General features: G+C 36.0%; 15 protein-coding genes. 12 read left to right on the top strand and 3 right to left on the bottom strand.

Features of this window, described 5'->3' with window-relative positions; translation table 11 throughout:
* The first annotated feature begins 13 nt into the window (after positions 1–13).
* The 5 genes from ACXAGJ_RS21850 to ACXAGJ_RS21830 all read left to right on the top strand — a co-directional run bounded on the left by ACXAGJ_RS21850 (position 14) and on the right by ACXAGJ_RS21830 (position 7494).
* Positions 14–3898 carry an RHS repeat domain-containing protein gene (locus ACXAGJ_RS21850; protein ID WP_474842927.1) on the top strand — a complete coding sequence of 1295 codons (3885 nt, stop codon included), beginning with the start codon at positions 14–16 and terminating at the stop codon, positions 3896–3898.
* A 2-nt stretch (positions 3899–3900) separates the two neighbouring features.
* A complete protein-coding gene (locus ACXAGJ_RS21845) occupies positions 3901–4482 on the top strand; it encodes a hypothetical protein (protein WP_474842925.1) in 582 nt (193 codons plus the stop codon).
* A gap of 417 nt (positions 4483–4899) precedes the next feature.
* Positions 4900–5640: a hypothetical protein gene (locus tag ACXAGJ_RS21840; RefSeq protein ID WP_474842923.1), complete on the top strand. Its 741-nt coding sequence runs from the start codon at positions 4900–4902 to the stop codon at positions 5638–5640.
* Positions 5641–5794: 154 nt separating this feature from the next.
* Positions 5795–6511 carry a toxin-antitoxin system YwqK family antitoxin gene (locus ACXAGJ_RS21835; RefSeq protein ID WP_474842921.1) on the top strand — a complete coding sequence of 239 codons (717 nt, stop codon included), beginning with the start codon at positions 5795–5797 and terminating at the stop codon, positions 6509–6511.
* An 11-nt stretch (positions 6512–6522) separates the two neighbouring features.
* Positions 6523–7494 (top strand): hypothetical protein, encoded by a 972-nt coding sequence (locus tag ACXAGJ_RS21830; RefSeq protein WP_474842919.1) that lies wholly within the window; start codon positions 6523–6525, stop codon positions 7492–7494.
* Positions 7495–7643: 149 nt separating this feature from the next.
* Here the strand turns inward: ACXAGJ_RS21830 and ACXAGJ_RS21825 are convergent, their stop codons facing one another.
* Positions 7644–8201, bottom strand: a complete 558-nt coding sequence (locus ACXAGJ_RS21825; protein ID WP_474842917.1) for a hypothetical protein — start codon at positions 8199–8201, stop codon at positions 7644–7646.
* 219 nt (positions 8202–8420) lie between these two features.
* On the opposite strand from ACXAGJ_RS21825, the gene ACXAGJ_RS21820 reads away from it, so the two are divergent.
* A complete protein-coding gene (locus ACXAGJ_RS21820) occupies positions 8421–10601 on the top strand; it encodes a T9SS type A sorting domain-containing protein (RefSeq protein ID WP_474842915.1) in 2181 nt (726 codons plus the stop codon).
* 179 nt (positions 10602–10780) lie between these two features.
* On the opposite strand, the gene ACXAGJ_RS21815 is transcribed toward ACXAGJ_RS21820, so the two are convergent.
* Both ACXAGJ_RS21815 and ACXAGJ_RS21810 read right to left on the bottom strand, forming a co-directional pair.
* The gene (locus tag ACXAGJ_RS21815; RefSeq protein WP_474842914.1) at positions 10781–11161 is read right to left on the bottom strand and encodes a RidA family protein; all 381 of its coding nucleotides are present in this window, start codon (positions 11159–11161) and stop codon (positions 10781–10783) included.
* 53 nt (positions 11162–11214) lie between these two features.
* Complete coding sequence (locus ACXAGJ_RS21810; RefSeq protein WP_474842912.1) at positions 11215–13998, bottom strand: putative LPS assembly protein LptD; 2784 nt, start codon at positions 13996–13998, stop codon at positions 11215–11217.
* A gap of 201 nt (positions 13999–14199) precedes the next feature.
* Here ACXAGJ_RS21810 and ACXAGJ_RS21805 point away from each other — a divergent pair, with 201 nt between their 5' ends.
* The 6 genes from ACXAGJ_RS21805 to ACXAGJ_RS21780 all read left to right on the top strand — a co-directional run bounded on the left by ACXAGJ_RS21805 (position 14200) and on the right by ACXAGJ_RS21780 (position 19624).
* Entirely contained in the window at positions 14200–15327 is a 1128-nt protein-coding gene (locus ACXAGJ_RS21805; protein ID WP_474842910.1) for an N-acetylmuramoyl-L-alanine amidase family protein, read from the top strand.
* Positions 15328–15412: 85 nt separating this feature from the next.
* Positions 15413–16363, top strand: coding sequence for an MlaD family protein (locus tag ACXAGJ_RS21800; RefSeq protein ID WP_474842908.1), 951 nt, complete (start codon positions 15413–15415; stop codon positions 16361–16363).
* A gap of 7 nt (positions 16364–16370) precedes the next feature.
* A complete protein-coding gene (locus tag ACXAGJ_RS21795) occupies positions 16371–17690 on the top strand; it encodes a 4Fe-4S dicluster domain-containing protein (protein WP_474842906.1) in 1320 nt (439 codons plus the stop codon).
* 52 nt (positions 17691–17742) lie between these two features.
* Positions 17743–18189 (top strand): LNS2 domain-containing protein, encoded by a 447-nt coding sequence (locus ACXAGJ_RS21790; protein ID WP_474842904.1) that lies wholly within the window; start codon positions 17743–17745, stop codon positions 18187–18189.
* Positions 18190–18234: 45 nt separating this feature from the next.
* A complete protein-coding gene (locus ACXAGJ_RS21785; protein ID WP_073312604.1) occupies positions 18235–19026 on the top strand; it encodes a (Fe-S)-binding protein in 792 nt (263 codons plus the stop codon).
* Positions 19027–19138: 112 nt separating this feature from the next.
* Entirely contained in the window at positions 19139–19624 is a 486-nt protein-coding gene (locus ACXAGJ_RS21780) for an ABC transporter ATPase (RefSeq protein WP_474842901.1), read from the top strand.
* Positions 19625–19643: the final 19 nt, after the last annotated feature.

Here is a 19643-nt window from a genome sequence, read left to right as displayed (position 1 = left end):
AATAACAGATAAGATGAGAATCCATAACATATATATTACGATCTTTTTATTATTAGGGTTTGTACAAGTTAGTTTAGCTCAAACCACTCCTAAGTCCGTTACGAATACAGATATAAATTGGACATCTGTAAATAGTTATGATATTACCGGTAGGGTTATTGGAGCTTCGGTTAGTTTTTTCGATGATTTAGGAAAGGCGACCCAATCACAGACTTTTGATCCAAAGACGGGTAAGAATTGGGCAAGTGAAGTTTTGTATGATTGGGAAGGTCGTCCAGCATTAAAGACTTTCAGTGCTCCGATTAGTATAAATTCAGATTTTAGTTATAAGACAGGTTTTATAAAGAAGATCAATAATACTAATTTTGGTGTTGTTGATTTTGAGAATTCTACTCCAGAGGTTCCATCTCTACTAGGTTCTCAAGTTAATACGCTTGGTTGGTATTATAGCCAAAGTAATACTTCAGAGCCTTATCAAGATGTTACACGCCGCCCTTATTCTCGATCTATTTTTAGTGAGTTGAATCCGGGAGGGGTTTTAAAAACCATAGGCGGAAACAGAATTAACGGGCAATGGAAAAATGGTTATGTTTTCTCTATGCCAGCAGGTCGAGAATTAGCTCAGTCAGTAGCTTTTAATGATACCAAATATTATGGAGAGAATTACCAAATTATTAAAACCGTATCTCGAGATGTACATGGAGTAGAAACTGTTGTTTTTACAGATGCAGAAGGAAAAACTCTGGCCGTAGCGCGTAGTGGTAATGAATCGGGAAATACAACAACTCGAATATCTGTTGTCCGTATTGGCGATCAAAGATTTGTAGATGTGCATGTTCCTGTTGGGACGACAGGTATTACCGTAAGAGATTATCAGGGTAGAATTTTAAGTAATGATTCACGTTTTGAGGTGTATAATTTGATTACGGAGCAAAGGGTGAATTCATCATTTAGTAGTTTTGCTAATGGCTTTTACCGGATTGTTATCGTAGATGGTAGTACTAGCAATTATACAGTCAATTATCCAGAGAATTACTACGATTATAGTCTTCATGAATATGATGATGCTGGTCGCTTGGTAGCCTCTTATCAGCCGTTAAATAAATTAAAGACAGAATATCAATACAATGCCTTGGGTCAGTTAATTTATAGTAATCATCCTGACGAGGGAGAAGCCTGGTTTAAGTATCGCCGTGATGGGCAGATTCGTTATTCACAAAATAGTAAACAAAAAATAGCTGGAGAGTTTTCGTATACCAATTATGATCATTTGGGAAGACCAGAAGAGAGTGGTGTATTAATAAGTTCGGCCTTTGCTACCGTAGATCCAGATGGTGCATTACCAGAAGGAACCCGAAGAGAGCAGCACATCACTACCTATGATGCGATTAGTACAACAGACACTAATGGTTTACCTACAAACTATAAGAATCCTTTGTTTTTGTCGGGTAATGTTGCTAAGACATGGAATGAACAGACGACCACTTATTACAACTATGATATTTATGGTCGTGTAGTATGGATTGTACAGGAGATCTTAGGTTTAGGAATCAAAACAATAGATTATGAATATGACCCTATAAGTAGTCAGCTAACCAAAGTGTATTATCAAAAGGGAAAGACAGATCAGTTTATCCATAGGTATACTTATGATGCTGTAGATTATAGTTTAACCAAAGTAGAAACCTCTACCAATGACAGTAGTTATACAGAACATGCATCCTATACGTATTATGAGACTGGCGCTTTAAAACGAACCAATCTAGCGCAAGGATTGCAAGGAGTAGATTATGTGTATAATTTGCAAGGAGCCTTAAAAAGTATCAATCATCCTAGTTTGTCCAGTTCTAATGATCCTGGTGGAGATAGTAATGATTTGTTTGGTATGATCATCGATTATCATGATCATGATTATCATCGTCCAAAACGTAATATAAAAAGTGCAGGTTATGGTGTAGATCAGTACAATGGTAATATCAAAGGGATTCGTTGGAATTCTACACATAACCCAGTGTCAGGAAAGGAACATACCTATAGCTATACTTATAATCGCGATAATTGGTTACAAAGTGCGAGTTATGGTCATTTTACAGGAGATTATAGCAGTTTACCTGTAATAACCGAAGGAGAAGCAGGAACAGCTGCAGACAATAATATTACTACTTCAGAGGTGTTGAATTCGGGTACTAGTAAAAACTATCTGGCAAATAATACGATTACCTTGAAGCCAGGGTTTCATGCAAAATCAGGGAGTACCGTTTCTGTAAAGATTTCAGGATCTTCTACGGTACATAACGTAAATGCGGGAAACTTAATTGTTAATGCCAATGGTGATTATAAGGTAGATAATTTGAGTTATGATGCTAATGGTAACATACAATCGTTAGATCGTAATAAACATACCGAAAATGGCAGTAATGTTATGGATCAATTGAGTTATACGTATAAGAGTGATAAGCCGAATCAGTTGTTGCGAGTAGATGATGCTTCAGGAGATGTACCAGGTGCAGATGACATTGGAGATCAAAATGGGAATAATTATGTATATAATGAGATTGGTCAATTAGTACAAAACAATCAGGATAATATTAGTTATATTTATAATGCTAGTGGTTTGGTAACCGAGATTAAAAAAGGTAGTCAACCTTTGGTAAAGTTCTATTACAATGATAAGAATCATAGGGTGAAAAAGGAGAGTTACAATCCAGGTAATGGCAGTTTAACCTATACTGAGCATTATGTTCGAGATGCATCAGGGACGGCCATGGCAATTTATCGTAATGGACAGGCAGTAGAAAATACTATCTATGGTAATGGTAGATTAGGGGTGCGAAAAAGTGATGGGAGTCATTTATATCAACTTACCGATCATTTGGGTAATGTACGAGCAGTAGTGGGTAGAGATGCTTCTGGACAAGCGATGGCACTAACCAGTGCTACTGATTATTATCCATTTGGTATGCCAATGCCGGGACGTGATTTACAAGGAGATTACCGATATGCTTATCAGGGACAAGAAAAGGACCCAGAAACAGGTAAGGAGGCTTTTGAACTGAGGTTATGGGATGCTAGAATTGGACGATGGCTTACTTCCGATCCTAAAAGAGTTCACTATAGCCCTTATTTGGGTATGGCTAACAATCCTGTAAGTACAATTGATCCGGATGGAGGAGCCCCATTAACCGATTATAAAAATAAACAAACAGGAGAAACTGTGCATGTTAATGATGGAATTAATCAAACCGTAGAAATCGACAATAGTTTGTGGCAATATGCAGTTTATTTATCTGAAAATGGAATAACCAGTGAATATAGCAATGCTATGAATCAAATATTGTTGTTTAAATCTACTTTTTTGAGTGCTACATCGTTCTCTTTTAGTAAAGCAGATTTAACTTCAGCACAATCATATCAAAAAAGAAATAATGGAAGATCTAATAGGCATGATTGCTTAACCACCGTCTGTGGTGCTACCACAAGAATCTATCCAGGAGAAAATTTAAATTTGGCAGCAGCTATGACTATGGATTTACCCGGTAATGCAGATGGGAATAATATGAACAAAACTATGCAACATTTGCTTAATATTGGTAAGGCAGGTGGTAGTCAATTGTCATTTAATAAAGGAACTGGGGGAATTTATGGTGACATAGGTTCTCAATTACTCAATAGAACCGCCTTGAATAGTACTTCCGTTTGGGGATTGAGTTTGAGTAATGCTTATCACAGTTTGATGGTTTATGTTGAAAGGACCAGTAGTCATACAAAATTTCATTTGGTTGATCAATTTACATTTGAAACTTTTACGGATGCTTCATCTTTTAATAATCGTGTAAATAATCATTTTCATGGACCTTGGAATAATCATAGAACAATATTCACGCAATACCAGCAATAATTATGAAAACGTTTTTGGGAATTTCTATTCTGATTTTTTTTACATTAAGTTGTAAACAAAATGAATCTAATAAAGCTTTAGAATTAGAAGAAAAAGTAAATAATGTAACTCATTCTGATAATATTTATCAGGAAATGGAAAAAGATATTTGTTTTGAAACTTTTTTGGATGGATCTTTAGAGAACTACCTTATAACAGAATCACAAAGTAAAAAGATTTCTAGAGAAGGTATTTTGGATTGCTTTATTAAAAACAATATAGATCAATTTGAAAAGTTAGATGAAGAAATACTATACAAAGTATTAGATTCAACGAGCAAAAAAGAAATCATTAATGTGAAAAAAATGATTTTCCCAAATATTGAATTGGCAGATTATATTTTTACTGAATATTCTAAGGGGTTTCATAACAAATGTATTGGTATTAAAGAACCGAACTTTATAGTTAAAGAAAATAATTCGGTTTATGTTTTTTTTGTGAGATCCGAATATTTTAGAAGAGACATGATAAGTTTTAAAGAACATTTTTTAAATGATGAAGTATTAAACAGATGCCCAAAAGTAAGATGGACAGAATGCAAATGATATGGATATTTATAACTTAAAGTGAATATTTGTTGGGTTAGATGAGATAAAAATGCTTTCAACAAAATAGAACGAAGTACCCCTCGCTAGCACCAGAATGTTTCTGGTGCTTCTTGCTCCCCGCTGCCGTTAGTCTGTGACTAGTGGGTAGTATAAGTAAGAAAGACATATAACAAGCCGGTTTCAAAAAATGAAACTGGCTTGTTATATTTTTGAGAAGTTAGTAGAAACCCTATAACTCAGATATGATAACACATAAATCCTTTCCAAAGGAAATGCCTGATGATATCAAACATAATATGATTGCACGATTGTAAATAACCAAACTTTAACATTTACAACAGGTAATAAAACACAAAAAACAGTCACCTACCCATAAGTGACTGTTTTTTTGTATCATATCAACGAATTTAATTTATGAAGAATCCAACAGCGAGTTATGTAAGTATTGCGTATAGTATGCTAATTCTATTATTATTCTCCTGCTCCTCAGATAATACCGTAGACGAAGGACCAGAGGAAGAACCAGTACCCATCCAAGAATTTTTCTTTCAAGGGACTTTGGGAGAGGAAGAGTTTAATATGAAATCAGAGCTCTATGTCTCTGGAGTCATACCTCCTATGGATGATTACACCTTTGATTTTGGAGGCTTTGGGATTCAAAAAAGACCACTTAACATCAATGGGGAAGAAGTAGAGTTTTGCTCTGGCTCTTATGCATTTGGTTTGTTTCCGGTTATTGGGTCTGATGCTAATATTGTTTCGGCAAAATTGTTTATCAGAAATATCGGTCTGGATCAATGTTCTATAGAAAATGAAAGACTGGGGCTAGAAGATGCATTTGCTAATCAGGATTTTACCTTTGCAGAATCAGTGGGGGATGATCGATTCAATCAAGTCACCTTTTTCTTTTTTCCGTCAGATGTTCCTGGCGTACCCGAGAACGAACAGGATTTTTACCGATCTAATGAAGAAAATTCGAATAGTACATTCAAAATCACCAAGGTTACAAGAGAAGAACCTAATAGCTTTGCCATAGAAGGGACTTTTTCCTGTAGAATGTATAGCCATTTAGACGAAACCAAATTTAAAGATATAACAGACGGAAAGTTTAAAGTAAGAATACTCACCAACCTGGATAGAGATGTCAACTTTTAAAATATCCAGTTTCAAATGGCGAAACAGAGTTGGTTGATTTTAAATTTAAAATAATACAAACCAAGTCATATCAGTCGGGTAAAACAATTAATCAACAGTCAAGTCAAAACAGGCTTGACTGTTTTTTGTATTTTCACCAACAAATAAGAAACGCATGACAAAGAATCATAGTTCATACATCTCCGTAATACTTTTACTATTTTTAGTATTGGCTTGCAACAAAGAACCCAAAGGCACACAAAAAGTAGAATATCATGATAATGGGAACGTGAGTGGTATTGGTAAAGTAATCGGTTCCAAAAAGATCGGCGTATGGGTGTATTATGATGAAGAGGCAATTATCGTCGATTCGATTCCCTACAAGAACGGTGTCAAAGAAGGAGAAGCCAGGGGCTATGATAACCGGACAGGTACTTTAGCCAGAAAAGGGATGTATGTCAATGATCAGCAAGAAGGTGTGTGGGAGTCTTATCATGAAGACGGGGCTGTACATGGTAGAGAACTATTCAAAAAAGGTGTCCCGCAAAAAGAACGGATCTACTTTTTTGCAGACGGTACGGTTAAACTACAAACTGCCATACAAAATGGAGAGTTGCACGGTAAGCATAACGAGTATTATCCCAATGGACAATTATCAGTCACCGGATTTTTTCACAATGGTAAAGTAGATGGAGAGTGGAAGGAGTATAGTGTTCAAGGCGTACTTAAAGAAGTTTATAACTGCCAATCCGGTCTATGGCATGGCGCTTACGAAAAATACTATCCAGACGGAAGCTTAGCCGAAAAAGGCACTTACGAATTGGATAAAAAATCAGGAACCTGGGAGTATTTTGATCAAGAAGGTAACGTATTGGCTTCCGAGAAATTTTAAAACGTAAACCTTTGAAAATATATAAAGTACTGCTATTGTGTTTGGTTTTTTACTCTAGTTACGGGCAAGAACTGCAAAATACAGTCTCTAAAACGACTTCAGCGCATAAAATCATTCCTGGGACTAAGTTTAGTATTATTCCTCCTCAAGGATTTAAGATGGAAGCGATCATCAAAGGGTTGATGATGGAGCATGGTGTGGCCAAAATTAAGACCATGACCTTGTCTAAATCCATGTTTTCCAACATTAAGAACACCGTTAATGAAAAAAAGTTCAACTCATATGGTATATCCGGCACAAAGATCCAACGCTTTTTATTTAATAACAAAGAAGCGATATGGGTAAGTTTTGAAAGTACCGATGCACCTGGTATTGATACACATAATCATTTACTGTATATAGAAATAGATCAGGGTAAAGGAGCAGTGATCAACGCAAAATATCAGAGTTCTCTAAAAGATATTTTGGATCAAGATATTAGAAAGGCAATGTTGAGTATTGTATATCATCCTGAACGAAAAATTTTTGATTTAGATGAGCTTGGGATTACCTTGGATTTAGAGACTTACGGACTCAAAAAACAGGGAGGATTTTGGGGAGGATCGGTTAGTTTTGCAGGAGACGGAACCGGAAAACCACTATCGGATCCTGCTTTCTCTTACACCATTACTCACGCTCCAACACGATACGAAATAGAAGATAAAAAAGAATTTGTAATTAACTATGGATATAAAGAAATTCGAAGCAAAAATATCACAGTCGATCCCATTACCATAGATGGTTTAGAAGGGTATGAACTGTATTTTTCGCAGCCAAACGATAAAGAGCAAATAATAAAGACCTACGCATTGATCCTACTATTTGATGATCAAAATTATTATGCGCTTCAGGGAATTATAGATTCAAAAGAAATATCACCACAAGAGTTTGATGAAATCAAAACGCATTTTAGAGCTTTATCTCAAAGTTTGAAGAAAATGTAAAATTGGGGATCAAAAAATCGATCTCCTCAGGTAGCAAAAAGATCGATTTAGCAGAATTTTAAACGCCAGTATTGCTAGTAGGTTTGTAATGTTGTAACGGTAAATAATTGATATTATTGTAGTTAGGTTGTTTTGCTTGTGTTTTTGATTCAAGATGATAAGTTTTTGATACACTGTTCTCGTAGGTTCCAAACCTCTTCAAAAGATAAACTGATGTTGTTTTCTACAATCCATTCTTTGATAAAGGCCTTATGAACATCAACTTTATAAGCGCCCACTTGCTCTGGGATAATTGCTTGTTCTTCTAATACAGCATCTTGGATACGATCAAAACTCGAACTTGCCGAGGTTACATCTATAGTTTGATCTCCCATTCTTAAATAACAATGCGCCTCAGGAATATAGTCAAAATCATGTTCTTCAAGAACATTTCCAATTTTTGGAGTATTGTTTTCATTCATTTTATATATCCCCATAATCAAGGCTACAGGAATCGAATTAAGATCAGCCACTGTTTTTAATAAGGCATGTTTAGAACTACAAGTACCTTGATGTTCTTTTATGACTAAAGAGACATCCGTGCGATTCGCATTACGTCCATAGGGGATGTGACGAACGTATTCGAGCAAACCAGACCAATTTTCAATTCCTTTGGATAGAATGAGTTGAGTAAGAGGGTCTTCTGCCAGTAAATGGTAATTCTTCATGTTGTAAGAACAATTCTAATATTGTAAGTAACTGCTTTAAGATACTAATTCATTTCGAAAAATGGATAAACTACAGATTATTTCATAGGTGTGATTTCAGAAAAAATGGTTAGCTATTTTAAGCTTTGATTAAATGCAATTCTTAGGGTGTTTTTTGTAAAGAGGTTCACATATTTTCGCGGAAAATTCAACAACGCTAACACAAAAATTGAATCTAACATGAAAACACAATTATCTTTTGTTTTTGGGCTGCTATTAGTATCTCAACTTTTTTATGCCCAGCAAAAAGTACAGCTCACCAAGATTGAAAGAGCAACCAACAACAAATCAATCGACACCTATTTTGATCCTAGTTTGGCGCCTTTTTATCACGGAGTAGCTTCTGGAGACCCTTTGGAAGACGCCGTAATTATTTGGACACGTGTGACCACAAATAATACTTCAGTTCCGGTATCCTGGAAAGTGGCTACCAACCCACAAATGACTCAAGTGGTACGAGAAGGAGAACTTACTACCAATCAGAGTAAAGATTACACAGTAAAAATTGATGTTACCGGTCTGAATCCATTTACCAATTATTACTATCAGTTTGAAGCCTTAGGAAAACAGTCAATCGTAGGTAAAACAAGAACTGCTCCGGCACAAGATGATTTGGTAGATAACCTAAGATTTGCGGTAGTGTCTTGCTCCAACTATCAAAATGGATATTTTAATGCCTATAATCAAATCGCGAATCGCAATGATATCGATGCTGTGATTCATCTAGGGGATTATATCTATGAATACGAATCAGGAGGGTATGGCTACAGCAATGAGATAGGACGAGGGCATTTGCCAGAAAATGAGATCATCACACTAGACGATTATCGGGTGCGCTATTCGTATTATCGATTAGATGCCATGCTTCGCAATGTGCACCAGCAACACCCTTTTATTCATATTTGGGATGATCACGAGTTTGCTAATGATGCTAATAAATTTGGAGCAGAGAACCACACGCCATCTACCGAAGGAAATTGGGAAACTAGAAAAAGCAATGCACACAAAGCTTATTTTGAGTGGATGCCTGTACGTGCCAATTCCATAGAGCAATATCGTTTGTATCGCAAGATTTCCTATGGAAAGTTACTTGATTTGATCATGCTGGATACAAGAATAGAAGGAAGAGATACACAAGTATCTACTTCAAAAAACCTAATAAGCGCTGCAGCTACCAACAGAGAGTTTAAGCAATATGTACAGCAGGTTATTGCCAAAAAGGACTTAAATAATATCAAAGATGTAAAAGAGATTTTGACCACGGTATTACCTATGGTTCTTCAGATAAAAGATACCAAAATATCTGATGGAAAAGGGCTGTCTACAATTGAATTTGAAAGAGCGGTAGATCTTTTTGCTGAAGCTATTGTACAGAGAAAAACTGCAGATGCTAAAAGCGGGTCTATAGAAGAGTTGGAAACTTTATTAAAAAAAGGGACTTTATATTCTGAAGCAAACAATGCAAAAGACAACAAAGCAACCTATACTTCAATTTTGGGAGCAGAGCAGTTTGATTGGCTAACCGATCAATTATCAGCTTCTACTGCAAAATGGAGAGTTATTGGTAATCAGGTCATGATGATGCCCTGGAACGGAGTCCCTTCTAATGACGCGTGGGATGGGTATAGCGAAGAAAGAGATCGACTTTTGCAATACGTAAGAGATAATGATATCAACAATGTAGTAGTACTTACCGGAGATATCCATAGTACGTTTGCCGGAGAAGTACGGTATAGAAGAAATTGTGAAATGTGTGAATTTGTAGTACCTAGTGTTACTTCACAAAATTTGGACCTTGTTGGAGGAGTTGCCTCTGGAATAGGACAGTTTTACATCCGATTATTAAATCGACATATCAAAGATGTGGATCTGGATAATCATGGGTACTTTGTGCTTGACGTAAATGAAAACAGAGCACAGGCCGATTGGTACGATATCGAAGACCTTACTCGACCTAGAGTTGGAGAAAAACGTTCTCGCGGATGGTATGTAAATGCCAATGATTGTCGTTTAAGAGAAGCATCAAGTCCTGCACGAGCTGCTGCTAGAAGCAATGAAGAAGATGGATTTACCAAACAACCTACCGTAAAAGTTACAGATAAAGATTTTGTAGTGATCGGAGTATATCCTAATCCGATGCAAGATGAAGGAAATATTCACTACGTAGCGAATAAAAATGCGACGATAAAGGTTTCTTTATTTGATATGAACGGAAAACTGATCACAGAACTTCAGAATCAAAATGTAGAAAAAGGAATCTATAACTTATCCTTTGACCCTAACCAGATGAAAGAAGGAAATTATATTGTCGTGATCGAATCTGATGCAACCAAAGCCACCAGAAAAATCATTATAAAGTAGTAAACAACCTAACCAATAAAACAAAATGAGGCTGTTTAAAAAGTGATATATGATTGTCAAACCGAGCTTGTCGAAGTTTTAAACCCACTGATTTTCGATTTGTCTTCGACAGGCTCAGACTGACAAATACAAGTTTTTAGTACTTTTTAGACAGTCTCTTTGTATAGTTCAAAGAAATATTATTTAACAGCGATTACCGAAATTTCTACATTTACAAATTTTGGTAGAGCGGCAACGGCAACTGTTTCTCGCGCTGGAGCAGTATCTTCGTCAAAATAGCTTCCATATACTTCATTCACCTGTGCAAAGTTGTTCATGTCGTTTAGAAAAATGGTCGTCTTGATCACATTTTCGAAAGTCATACCTACTTCATCAAGAATAGCTTTTAGGTTTTGCATAACCATTTCAGCTTCGGTTTTAATATCATCTAGTACTAACTCTCCAGTTTCAGGATTGATGGCAATTTGTCCGGAAGTATACAGGGTGTTTCCATTTAAAATAGCCTGATTGTAAGGTCCTATTGGAGCCGGAGCTTTTGAAGTGGTAACAATTTTTTTCATGATGTGAAGTGTTATAAGTTGTTTTATTTGATGTAAAGCTATTCTTTTTCCTCTTATAACTGGCGATCTGGTTCTCTTCGTTTATCCCATTTAATATCGCTAAGCACAGAGGATTTGATACCAATAAAGAAATTCCAAGACGTACGTTCACTAAACGGAATCCAGTTAAAACTCATACGCCAACTTTCTAGATCTCTCTGAAATCTGAGATTGGTAAAAGTAAATCCGGGATTTCTTAAATCATAACCTGAAGATACCCCTACAGACCATCTAGGAGCCAATTCTACATCTCCAGAAAACATGATCGAATGCGATGAAATCTCATTTTGCCGTGCACTATTGTTGTAATTTACGTTGTAAGAGACTCGGAGATTCCAGGGGATTTTATAGTGATAATCTTTTTGATCTGTATCAGTTTTCTTGTCTTTATCTTCTACAAAGGATCTATCCTCACCAAAATCAGTTACACCTCCAAAGAGGTTATCCGGTCGTCCTTCATTTCTAAAATTTTGATTCTCAAGCGGGTCTTCATTGACCTTTCCTTTTTCAAAATCCTGACTAGAGAACGAATATCCAAAATTGGCACTTGCACGTGTTAATCGGAATAAACTTCCTCCGTTTTCAATGTTAAAGACATCGATCTTTCGATTATTGTTATCCAGAGCATAAGGATCCAGAGCTGCACTAAAGTTGATGTCCAGCTTATTCTGAATAATAGGAATATTACCGGTAATAGATAACGGACTAATTTTTAAAGAATCTCCAGCAATATTGTATGCAGTGCTGAAGTTTAGGTTGTTCAACAAAGTTATTTTTCTGGGTTCGGTCGAAGTAGTGTCTTTACTCCGGACTTTCATCTCCACATTATTACTTAATGAGAAACCTATGCTGCTTGAGAACGTATTGCTAGGCGCTCCAAAGAAACCACCTTCAAATCTGGAATACTCTACAATTTCTGTTTCATCTTCTGGAGTCGTAGGATCATCGGTGATCGTAAATTCATCAAAAAACTGATCAAAAGCAGGGTTGATACTATAACTCACCGATGGACGCATGGTATGGCGAATGGCTTGTATCTTTTTACCTTCTTTAAAATTAAATGTACCATAAATAGTAGTTCCTAAACTAGCCGAAAAGTTATAGGTTCTAAAGGCATCAAATCCAGCGATTGTATCTTCAACTACCTCTCGAGTATCTTCATCAAATCGTTGTTCGATGGTTTCAAAAACCCAGCTTTCTTGATAGTTAGTTCCTGCTGTAGCACTTAAATATTTGAAAATTTTAAAGTTAGTGGTTACCGGAATCGAATGTCGCATCCCGGTACTTGCATTTTCAAACATACGTGCCGAAAATAAATCATCATCATTAGTAACTATTCGATTTTCTCCGGTAAAGTTATATTGTGTATTGATGTTTTGAATAATTCCTTTCTTAACTCCCACCTTTGGTGCAAAAGGGAATACCCTGGATACGCTTGCATTTACATTAGGCAAAGACATATTTACGATACCCGTATTGGTGTTCGAATTATGCGTAGCTGCTACATTTATATTTACCTGGGGATCTCCAGGAAAGGTCTTAGAGTACGAAATATTCGAACTGATCTGGTTGTTCAGGAAATTTCCAGTGTTTAACTGGTTGGTAGACTGTTGGAAGAAATCACTACTTCCAAAGTTTACCGAAGCCGTGAAGCGAGAGTTGGGATTTGCTTTGGCATCCTGACTATGAGTCCACTGAATATTATAAGTTGTAGTACGCGAAAAATCTGGAAATCCGCGTTCACTTTGTAAGTTGTTCTCAAACCTGAAGCGTAAGTTTCCTCTAAAACGGTAACGTTTTGCATAGGCAGATTCAACAGCAAAGGTATAACTGCCATTCGTATAATAATCTCCTAGTAGCGTTAAATCCGCATAATCACTAATCGCGAAATAATACCCACCATTTTGTAGAAAATAACCACGTCTGTTTTCTTCTCCGGGATTAGGGATAATAAATCCTGATGTCCTGTCCTCGGATAATGGGAAATATCCAAAAGGTAGACCTAAAGGAGTAGGCACATCTGCAATAAACATATTTACCAATCCAGTAACGATTTTCTTTTTTGGTACAAATTTGATCCTACGCGCATAAAAGTAGTACTCTGGGTTTTCGATATCCTCGGCCGTAGTAAACTTTACATTACGCATATAGATGACCGAGTCGTTCTCCCGTTTGGACACTTCATTTTTGATTTTAAATCCGTTTTGTTCTGTTCTCGAATTATAGATCAGTGCTTTTTCTGTATCAAAATTAAAACGTATAGAATCAGGTTCGACCACGTTTTGTGCTTGTTTGAATATAGGAGTCTGAGTATACTCGCCCAAAGAATCCTTAATTCCATAAGCGTACACCTCGTTTTTTTCGTTATCTACGATAATCAATCCAGAATTGATTTGCATATCTCCATAGATAATCTCAGCCTCGTTGTAGAGATACATTTTGTTTTCTCTTCTGCTTAGCCGCATATAATCTGTAGCCTTATAATCTACTTTGTCTGTAAGTAATTGCGGTTCTGGAATAATAGAGTCCTGATCTGTAGTATCTTGCTCTCTTTCGTTTATCAGAAGTTCTGAATCAACTTTAATTTCTTCTTTGTTATTGGTAATCGTGTCTCTGACAGAAATAGAATCTCTCTCTGCCGGGATTGGTACCTCTGTAGTCTTGTTTGTCTCCTGTGCAGTTATTTGAAATATACAAAACAGTGAAAAACTCAGTGAATAAAGTATGTGTCGTACCGTTGTTTGCAATGGTTTAAATCCTATTTTTGTAAAACTATGGCTTAGTTTTTGAAGTGCCAAAATTACATATATTTTTTATGCCTCGTTTGTAAATGATAAAAAAATAAAAAATTATGTTGTAAGTACATTCCTAAAGCCATTTAAACGAAAGGGATATGGAATTATTTTTATAGATCATAATCTTTATTTTTTTACGATATACATTAAATACGGGAACATAAAGAGAATGTTTCAATATAGATTGACAAATTATCAAAATTGATGAAAAAAAGAATTGTACATATTATTTTGCTGTGTGGATTAATGGGAGGAGTATCCGTTTTTAACTTCGAAACGAATGCACAAGAGAAAGATCAATTTGTTGTGGTTTTGGATGCTGGTCATGGAGGACATGACCCTGGAAATAGGGGGAATGGATATAAAGAAAAAGAGATTGCATTAAATGTAGTGCTTGCCGTAGGAAAAATTCTTGAAAAAGATGATCGCTATAAGGTGGTGTACACCAGAAAAACAGATGAATTCATAGAATTACATGAAAGAGGTAAGATCGCCAACAAAGCCAACGCCGATTTATTTGTGTCGATACATTGTAATTCTCATCGTTCTCAAGCATATGGTACAGAAACTTTCGTACTTGGATTACATGCCAATAATGAAAATTTTAATGTAGCCAAAAATGAGAACTCGGTAATTCTTTTGGAAGATAATTACGAAGCTAATTATGATGGATTTGACCCTAATTCTCCAGAATCCATTATTGGACTTACCTTAATGCAAGAAGAATATTTGGACCAAAGTCTTACTCTGGCAAGTTTTGTGCAAAATCGTTTTAAAAAATCATTAGATAGAAAAAGCAGAGGAGTAAAACAAGCAGGTTTTGTAGTGTTGCATCAAACCTATATGCCTAGCGTATTGATCGAACTTGGGTTTTTGACCAATATTAGAGAAGGGAAATACCTAAACTCCACCAAAGGGCAAGACGATATGGCAAAATCGATATCAACTTCTATCATAGATTATAAAGAAAGTTTGGATGCGATTTACTATGTGCCGGATCCCGTTGTTACTCCCGAAGTAGATAGCACTCCAATAGCCAGTGAAGATGATAAAATTTATGAAGGAATCACTTTTAAGGTACAAATTGCAGCAGGGTCTGCAGATATAGAATTAGAATCGTTTAATTTTAATGGATTGGATCAATTGACCAAAAGTAAAGATGGAGATTTGTACAAATATTTCTACGGAAGCACTTCTAACTATACTCTTATTCAGGAGTTAAAAGATATAGCTTTAGGCAAAGGATTTGATTCAAGTTTTGTTGTTGCTTTTCGGAATAATGAACGAATTTCTTTAACAGATGCGCTAAAACCTAACACTTCTTCTAACTAATCTTAATAAATACTGATAATTCATCAAAAAATAAGCTACAGAAAAGTATTTTTATTCTAAATTTGTGTCCTAAATTTGATCTATTTTGAAATTTACAAGAGAAGTCAAGACTGGAATACTTGCAATTTGTGCAATCGCACTTCTGATTTTCGGATATAGTTTTTTGAAAGGGCAGAATCTGCTCGAAAACGACAGAACTTTTTACGCGGTTTATAAGAATGTAGAAGGCCTTATACCTTCTTCTCCAGTAACTATAAATGGATTGGTAGTTGGACAGGTAGTTTCTATCGATTTCTTGGATACCAAAGGAAACTTGTTGGTAGAATTCATAGTGGATAGCGATTTTTCATTTTCAAAGAACAGTGAAGCCAAAGTGTATGGAGGAGGGTTGATAGGAGGAAAGTCTCTGGCAATTATACCCAAATATGAACAAGGGTTTGAAGCCAAGGATGGTGATACTCTGCCCGGCAGAATAGAAGCCGGTTTGTTGGAATTGGTGAACGACCGATTAACACCATTACAGGAAAAATTAGAATCTGCGATAACCGATGCCGATACACTGCTAACTTCTGTAAATGGTATTTTGAATGTAGATAATCAAAACAATTTGAATTCGATATTCAAGGACTTGAGCATAAGCGTTAAGCAGTTTAAAGGAACTTCGATTCGATTGAATAATCTTCTTGCGCAAAACGAAGAAAAACTAAATTCTGCTTTTACCAACGCAGATCAGATTTCTACGAAATTGAATAAAGTTTCGGATTCTTTAGCCCAAATCAATGTAAAGAAAATTGGAACCGAACTGGAATCGGTGCTGGCAAACTTCAAAAAGATTTCAAACGATTTGAATGCTGGAAAAGGTTCGGCAGGTAAATTGCTTAAAGATGATAAGTTATATACCAACCTGGAACGTACCAGTAAAGAATTAGAACTTTTGTTACAAGATTTAAGGCTAAATCCAACCAGATATATCAATGTATCTGTTTTTGGAAAAAAGAACAAGCCTTATAAAAAACCAACAGACTCAGTAAATTAATACAAGCATGCAATACATACCTAACATCTTATTTATCATTGCCCTGGTAGCAGGAATTGGATATTTTACCAAAAATATTCGCAAAGTAATCCGAAATATTCGTTTAGGTAAAGATGTTGACCGATCAGATAATAAAGGACAACGTTTTAAGAATATGGCAATGGTAGCCATAGGACAATCAAAAATGGTGCGAAGACCAATAGCTGGAATTCTACACATCATTGTTTACTTAGGATTTATTATTATTAATATAGAGGTATTGGAGATTATTATAGATGGAATCTTTGGTACGCACAGAATATTCGCTTTTCTAGGTGGATTTTATGATTTCTTGATTGGTTCCTTTGAATTTTTAGCATTCTTGGTGCTGGTGAGTGTAGTTATATTTTGGGTAAGACGAAATGTAAGTAATATAAGAAGGTTTAAAACGCTGAAAGGATGGCCAAAAAATGATGGGAATATCATTCTGTATTTTGAAGTAGTGCTAATGACTCTATTCCTAACCATGAATGCTGCAGACCTGCAATTACAGGCTTTAGGTGCTGATCACTATATCAAAGCTGGAGCGTATCCGGTTAGTCAATACATCGCCCCATTGTTTAATGGACTTTCTGAGGGGACATTGATCTTTTTGGAAAGAGGAGCATGGTGGTTACATATTTTAGGAATATTGGTATTCTTAAATTACTTGTATTTCTCTAAGCATTTGCATATCATGTTAGCGTTCCCTAATACCTATTATGCAGACTTAAATCCAAAGGGTGAGTTAGACAACCTTGAAGCTGTTACCAATGAGGTAATGTTGATGATGGATCCTAGTGCTGATCCTTTTGCGGCGCCAGCTGAAGGTGACGAAGAATCAGAACCAGCGAAGTTTGGTGCTTCAGACGTTACTGATTTAAACTGGGCACAATTGCTTAATGCATATACCTGTACAGAATGTGGTCGTTGTACTAGTGAATGTCCTGCGAATCAAACAGGAAAGAAATTGTCTCCACGTAAGATTATGATGGATACCAGAGATCGTTTACAGGAGGTAGGAGCTAATATAGATAAGAATGGAAGTTTCCAGGATGATGGTAAACAATTATTAAACGATTATATCACTCCTGAAGAATTATGGGCATGTACAAGTTGTAATGCTTGTGTAGAAGCTTGTCCGGTAGGAATAAGCCCATTATCAATTATTATAGATATGCGTAGATATCTGGTAATGGAGCAAAGTGCAGCTCCTTCAGATTTAAATAATATGATGTCTAATATAGAAAATAATGGAGCTCCATGGCCATTCAACCAAATGGACCGTTTGAATTGGAGCAACGAATAAATAACCATAAAAATTAACCAATTAACCTTTAATTTAAGAGAAAAAAGAAGTTATGAAGAAGGAAGAAGTAGAGAAATTATTGCATGATAAGATCGAGGCAGGAGAGCATGTGAGTCCCGTATTACCAGAAGGGATCAAAAACTATCTTATCGATATCGATGGAACGATTACCGAGGATGTTCCTAATGAAGAACCAGAACGAATGGAAACTTGTGAACCATTTCCAGATGCTCTAGAAACCTTAAATAAGTGGTATGACGAAGGACATATGATTTGTTTTTTTACTTCTCGTACCGAGGATCATAGAGAAGTTACAGAAACATGGCTGAAAAAGCATGGTTTTAAATATCACAGCCTGTTAATGGGTAAACCAAGAGGAGGTAACTATCATTGGATTGATAATCACCTGGTAAAAGCAACTCGTTATACAGGAAAGTTTACCGAATTGGTAGAAAGAGTGGTTACCATTGAAGTGTTTGATGATGGAAAGCACGATTAGGCATAACAAAAGAATTGTAAAGTAAAGAATTTTAAGAAGTAGTATATGAGTGAAACAGTAAAGGTGCCAACAATGGCAGAATATATGGCTGAAGGAAAACAACCAGAAGTTTTGTTTTGGGTAGGCTGTGCAGGTAGTTTTGATGATAGAGCCAAAAAGATTACAAAGGCTTTTGTAAAATTATTGCATAATGCCAAGGTAGACTTTGCTGTATTGGGGACCGAAGAAAGTTGTACCGGAGATCCTGCAAAAAGAGCAGGAAACGAGTTTTTATTTCAAATGCAAGCCGTTACGAATATTGAAGTGATGAATGCGTATGAAATAAAGAAGGTAGTGACCGCTTGTCCGCATTGTTTCAATACCATAAAGAATGAGTACCCTTCTTTGGGTGGTAACTATGAAGTAATGCACCATACACAATTTTTGAAATCTTTGTTGGATGAAGGAAGGTTAGCTGTAGAAGGTGGTAAGTTTAAAGGAAAAAGAATCACATTTCATGATCCTTGCTACCTAGGTAGAGCAAATAGTGTTTACGAAGCTCCTAGAGATTTATTGAAGAAACTAGAAGTAGAGCTAATCGAAATGAAACGCTGTAAGCGTAATGGGTTATGTTGTGGTGCAGGAGGAGCACAGATGTTTAAAGAGCCAGAACCAGGAAATAAAGATGTAAATATCGAAAGAACTGAAGATGCTCTGGAAACAAAACCAGATATCATTGCTGCCGGATGTCCATTTTGTAATACCATGATGACTGATGGAGTGAAAAACAAAGAGAAAGAAGATAGTATCGAGGTACTAGATGTTGCAGAATTAATAGCAAATGCGCAAGATTTGTAATTTTTTTTGAAATTATACACAATTTTAATGGAGTTAATATGTTTGTTCATATTAACTCTTTTTTATAACAGGAAAAAGTAATAGTTTTTAGTATTTTAGTAAAAAATAGCTGATGTTGGTAGATTTTAAGGACCTTCCGGAGACATCTCGAGTGTGGATTTATCAGGCAAATAGGTCATTTACTCAAGAAGAGTTAGAGGAAATAAAGGAAAAATTAGATGGTTTCTTAGCGCAGTGGACAGCACATGGTGCTAACCTTAGAGCGGGCTATGAAATTAAATATAAGAGATTTATAACCATTGGATTGGATCAGGGGCTCAATGCTGCTTCAGGTTGTTCTATTGATGCATCCGTTCATTTTATTCAAGAACTAGAGCGGGAGTACAGCGTAGACCTGATGGATAAAATGAATGTTTCTTTCAAACAGGGTGAATTTGTTGCGTATAAACCGCTGACGGATTTCAAAAAAATGGCGAAAAATAGATCAGTATCCCCAAATACTATCGTTTTCAATAACCTGGTGACCAACATCGCTGAGTATCGTACCAATTGGGAAGTGCCAGCAAAAGATAGTTGGCATAACCGTTTTTTAAATTAAAATATACGTGTGGCATAAA

The organism is Aquimarina sp. AWH4_224, from assembly GCF_056160245.1.
Note: the sequence above shows the minus strand (reverse complement) of the source record. Positions and strands in the feature narration are given on the sequence as shown.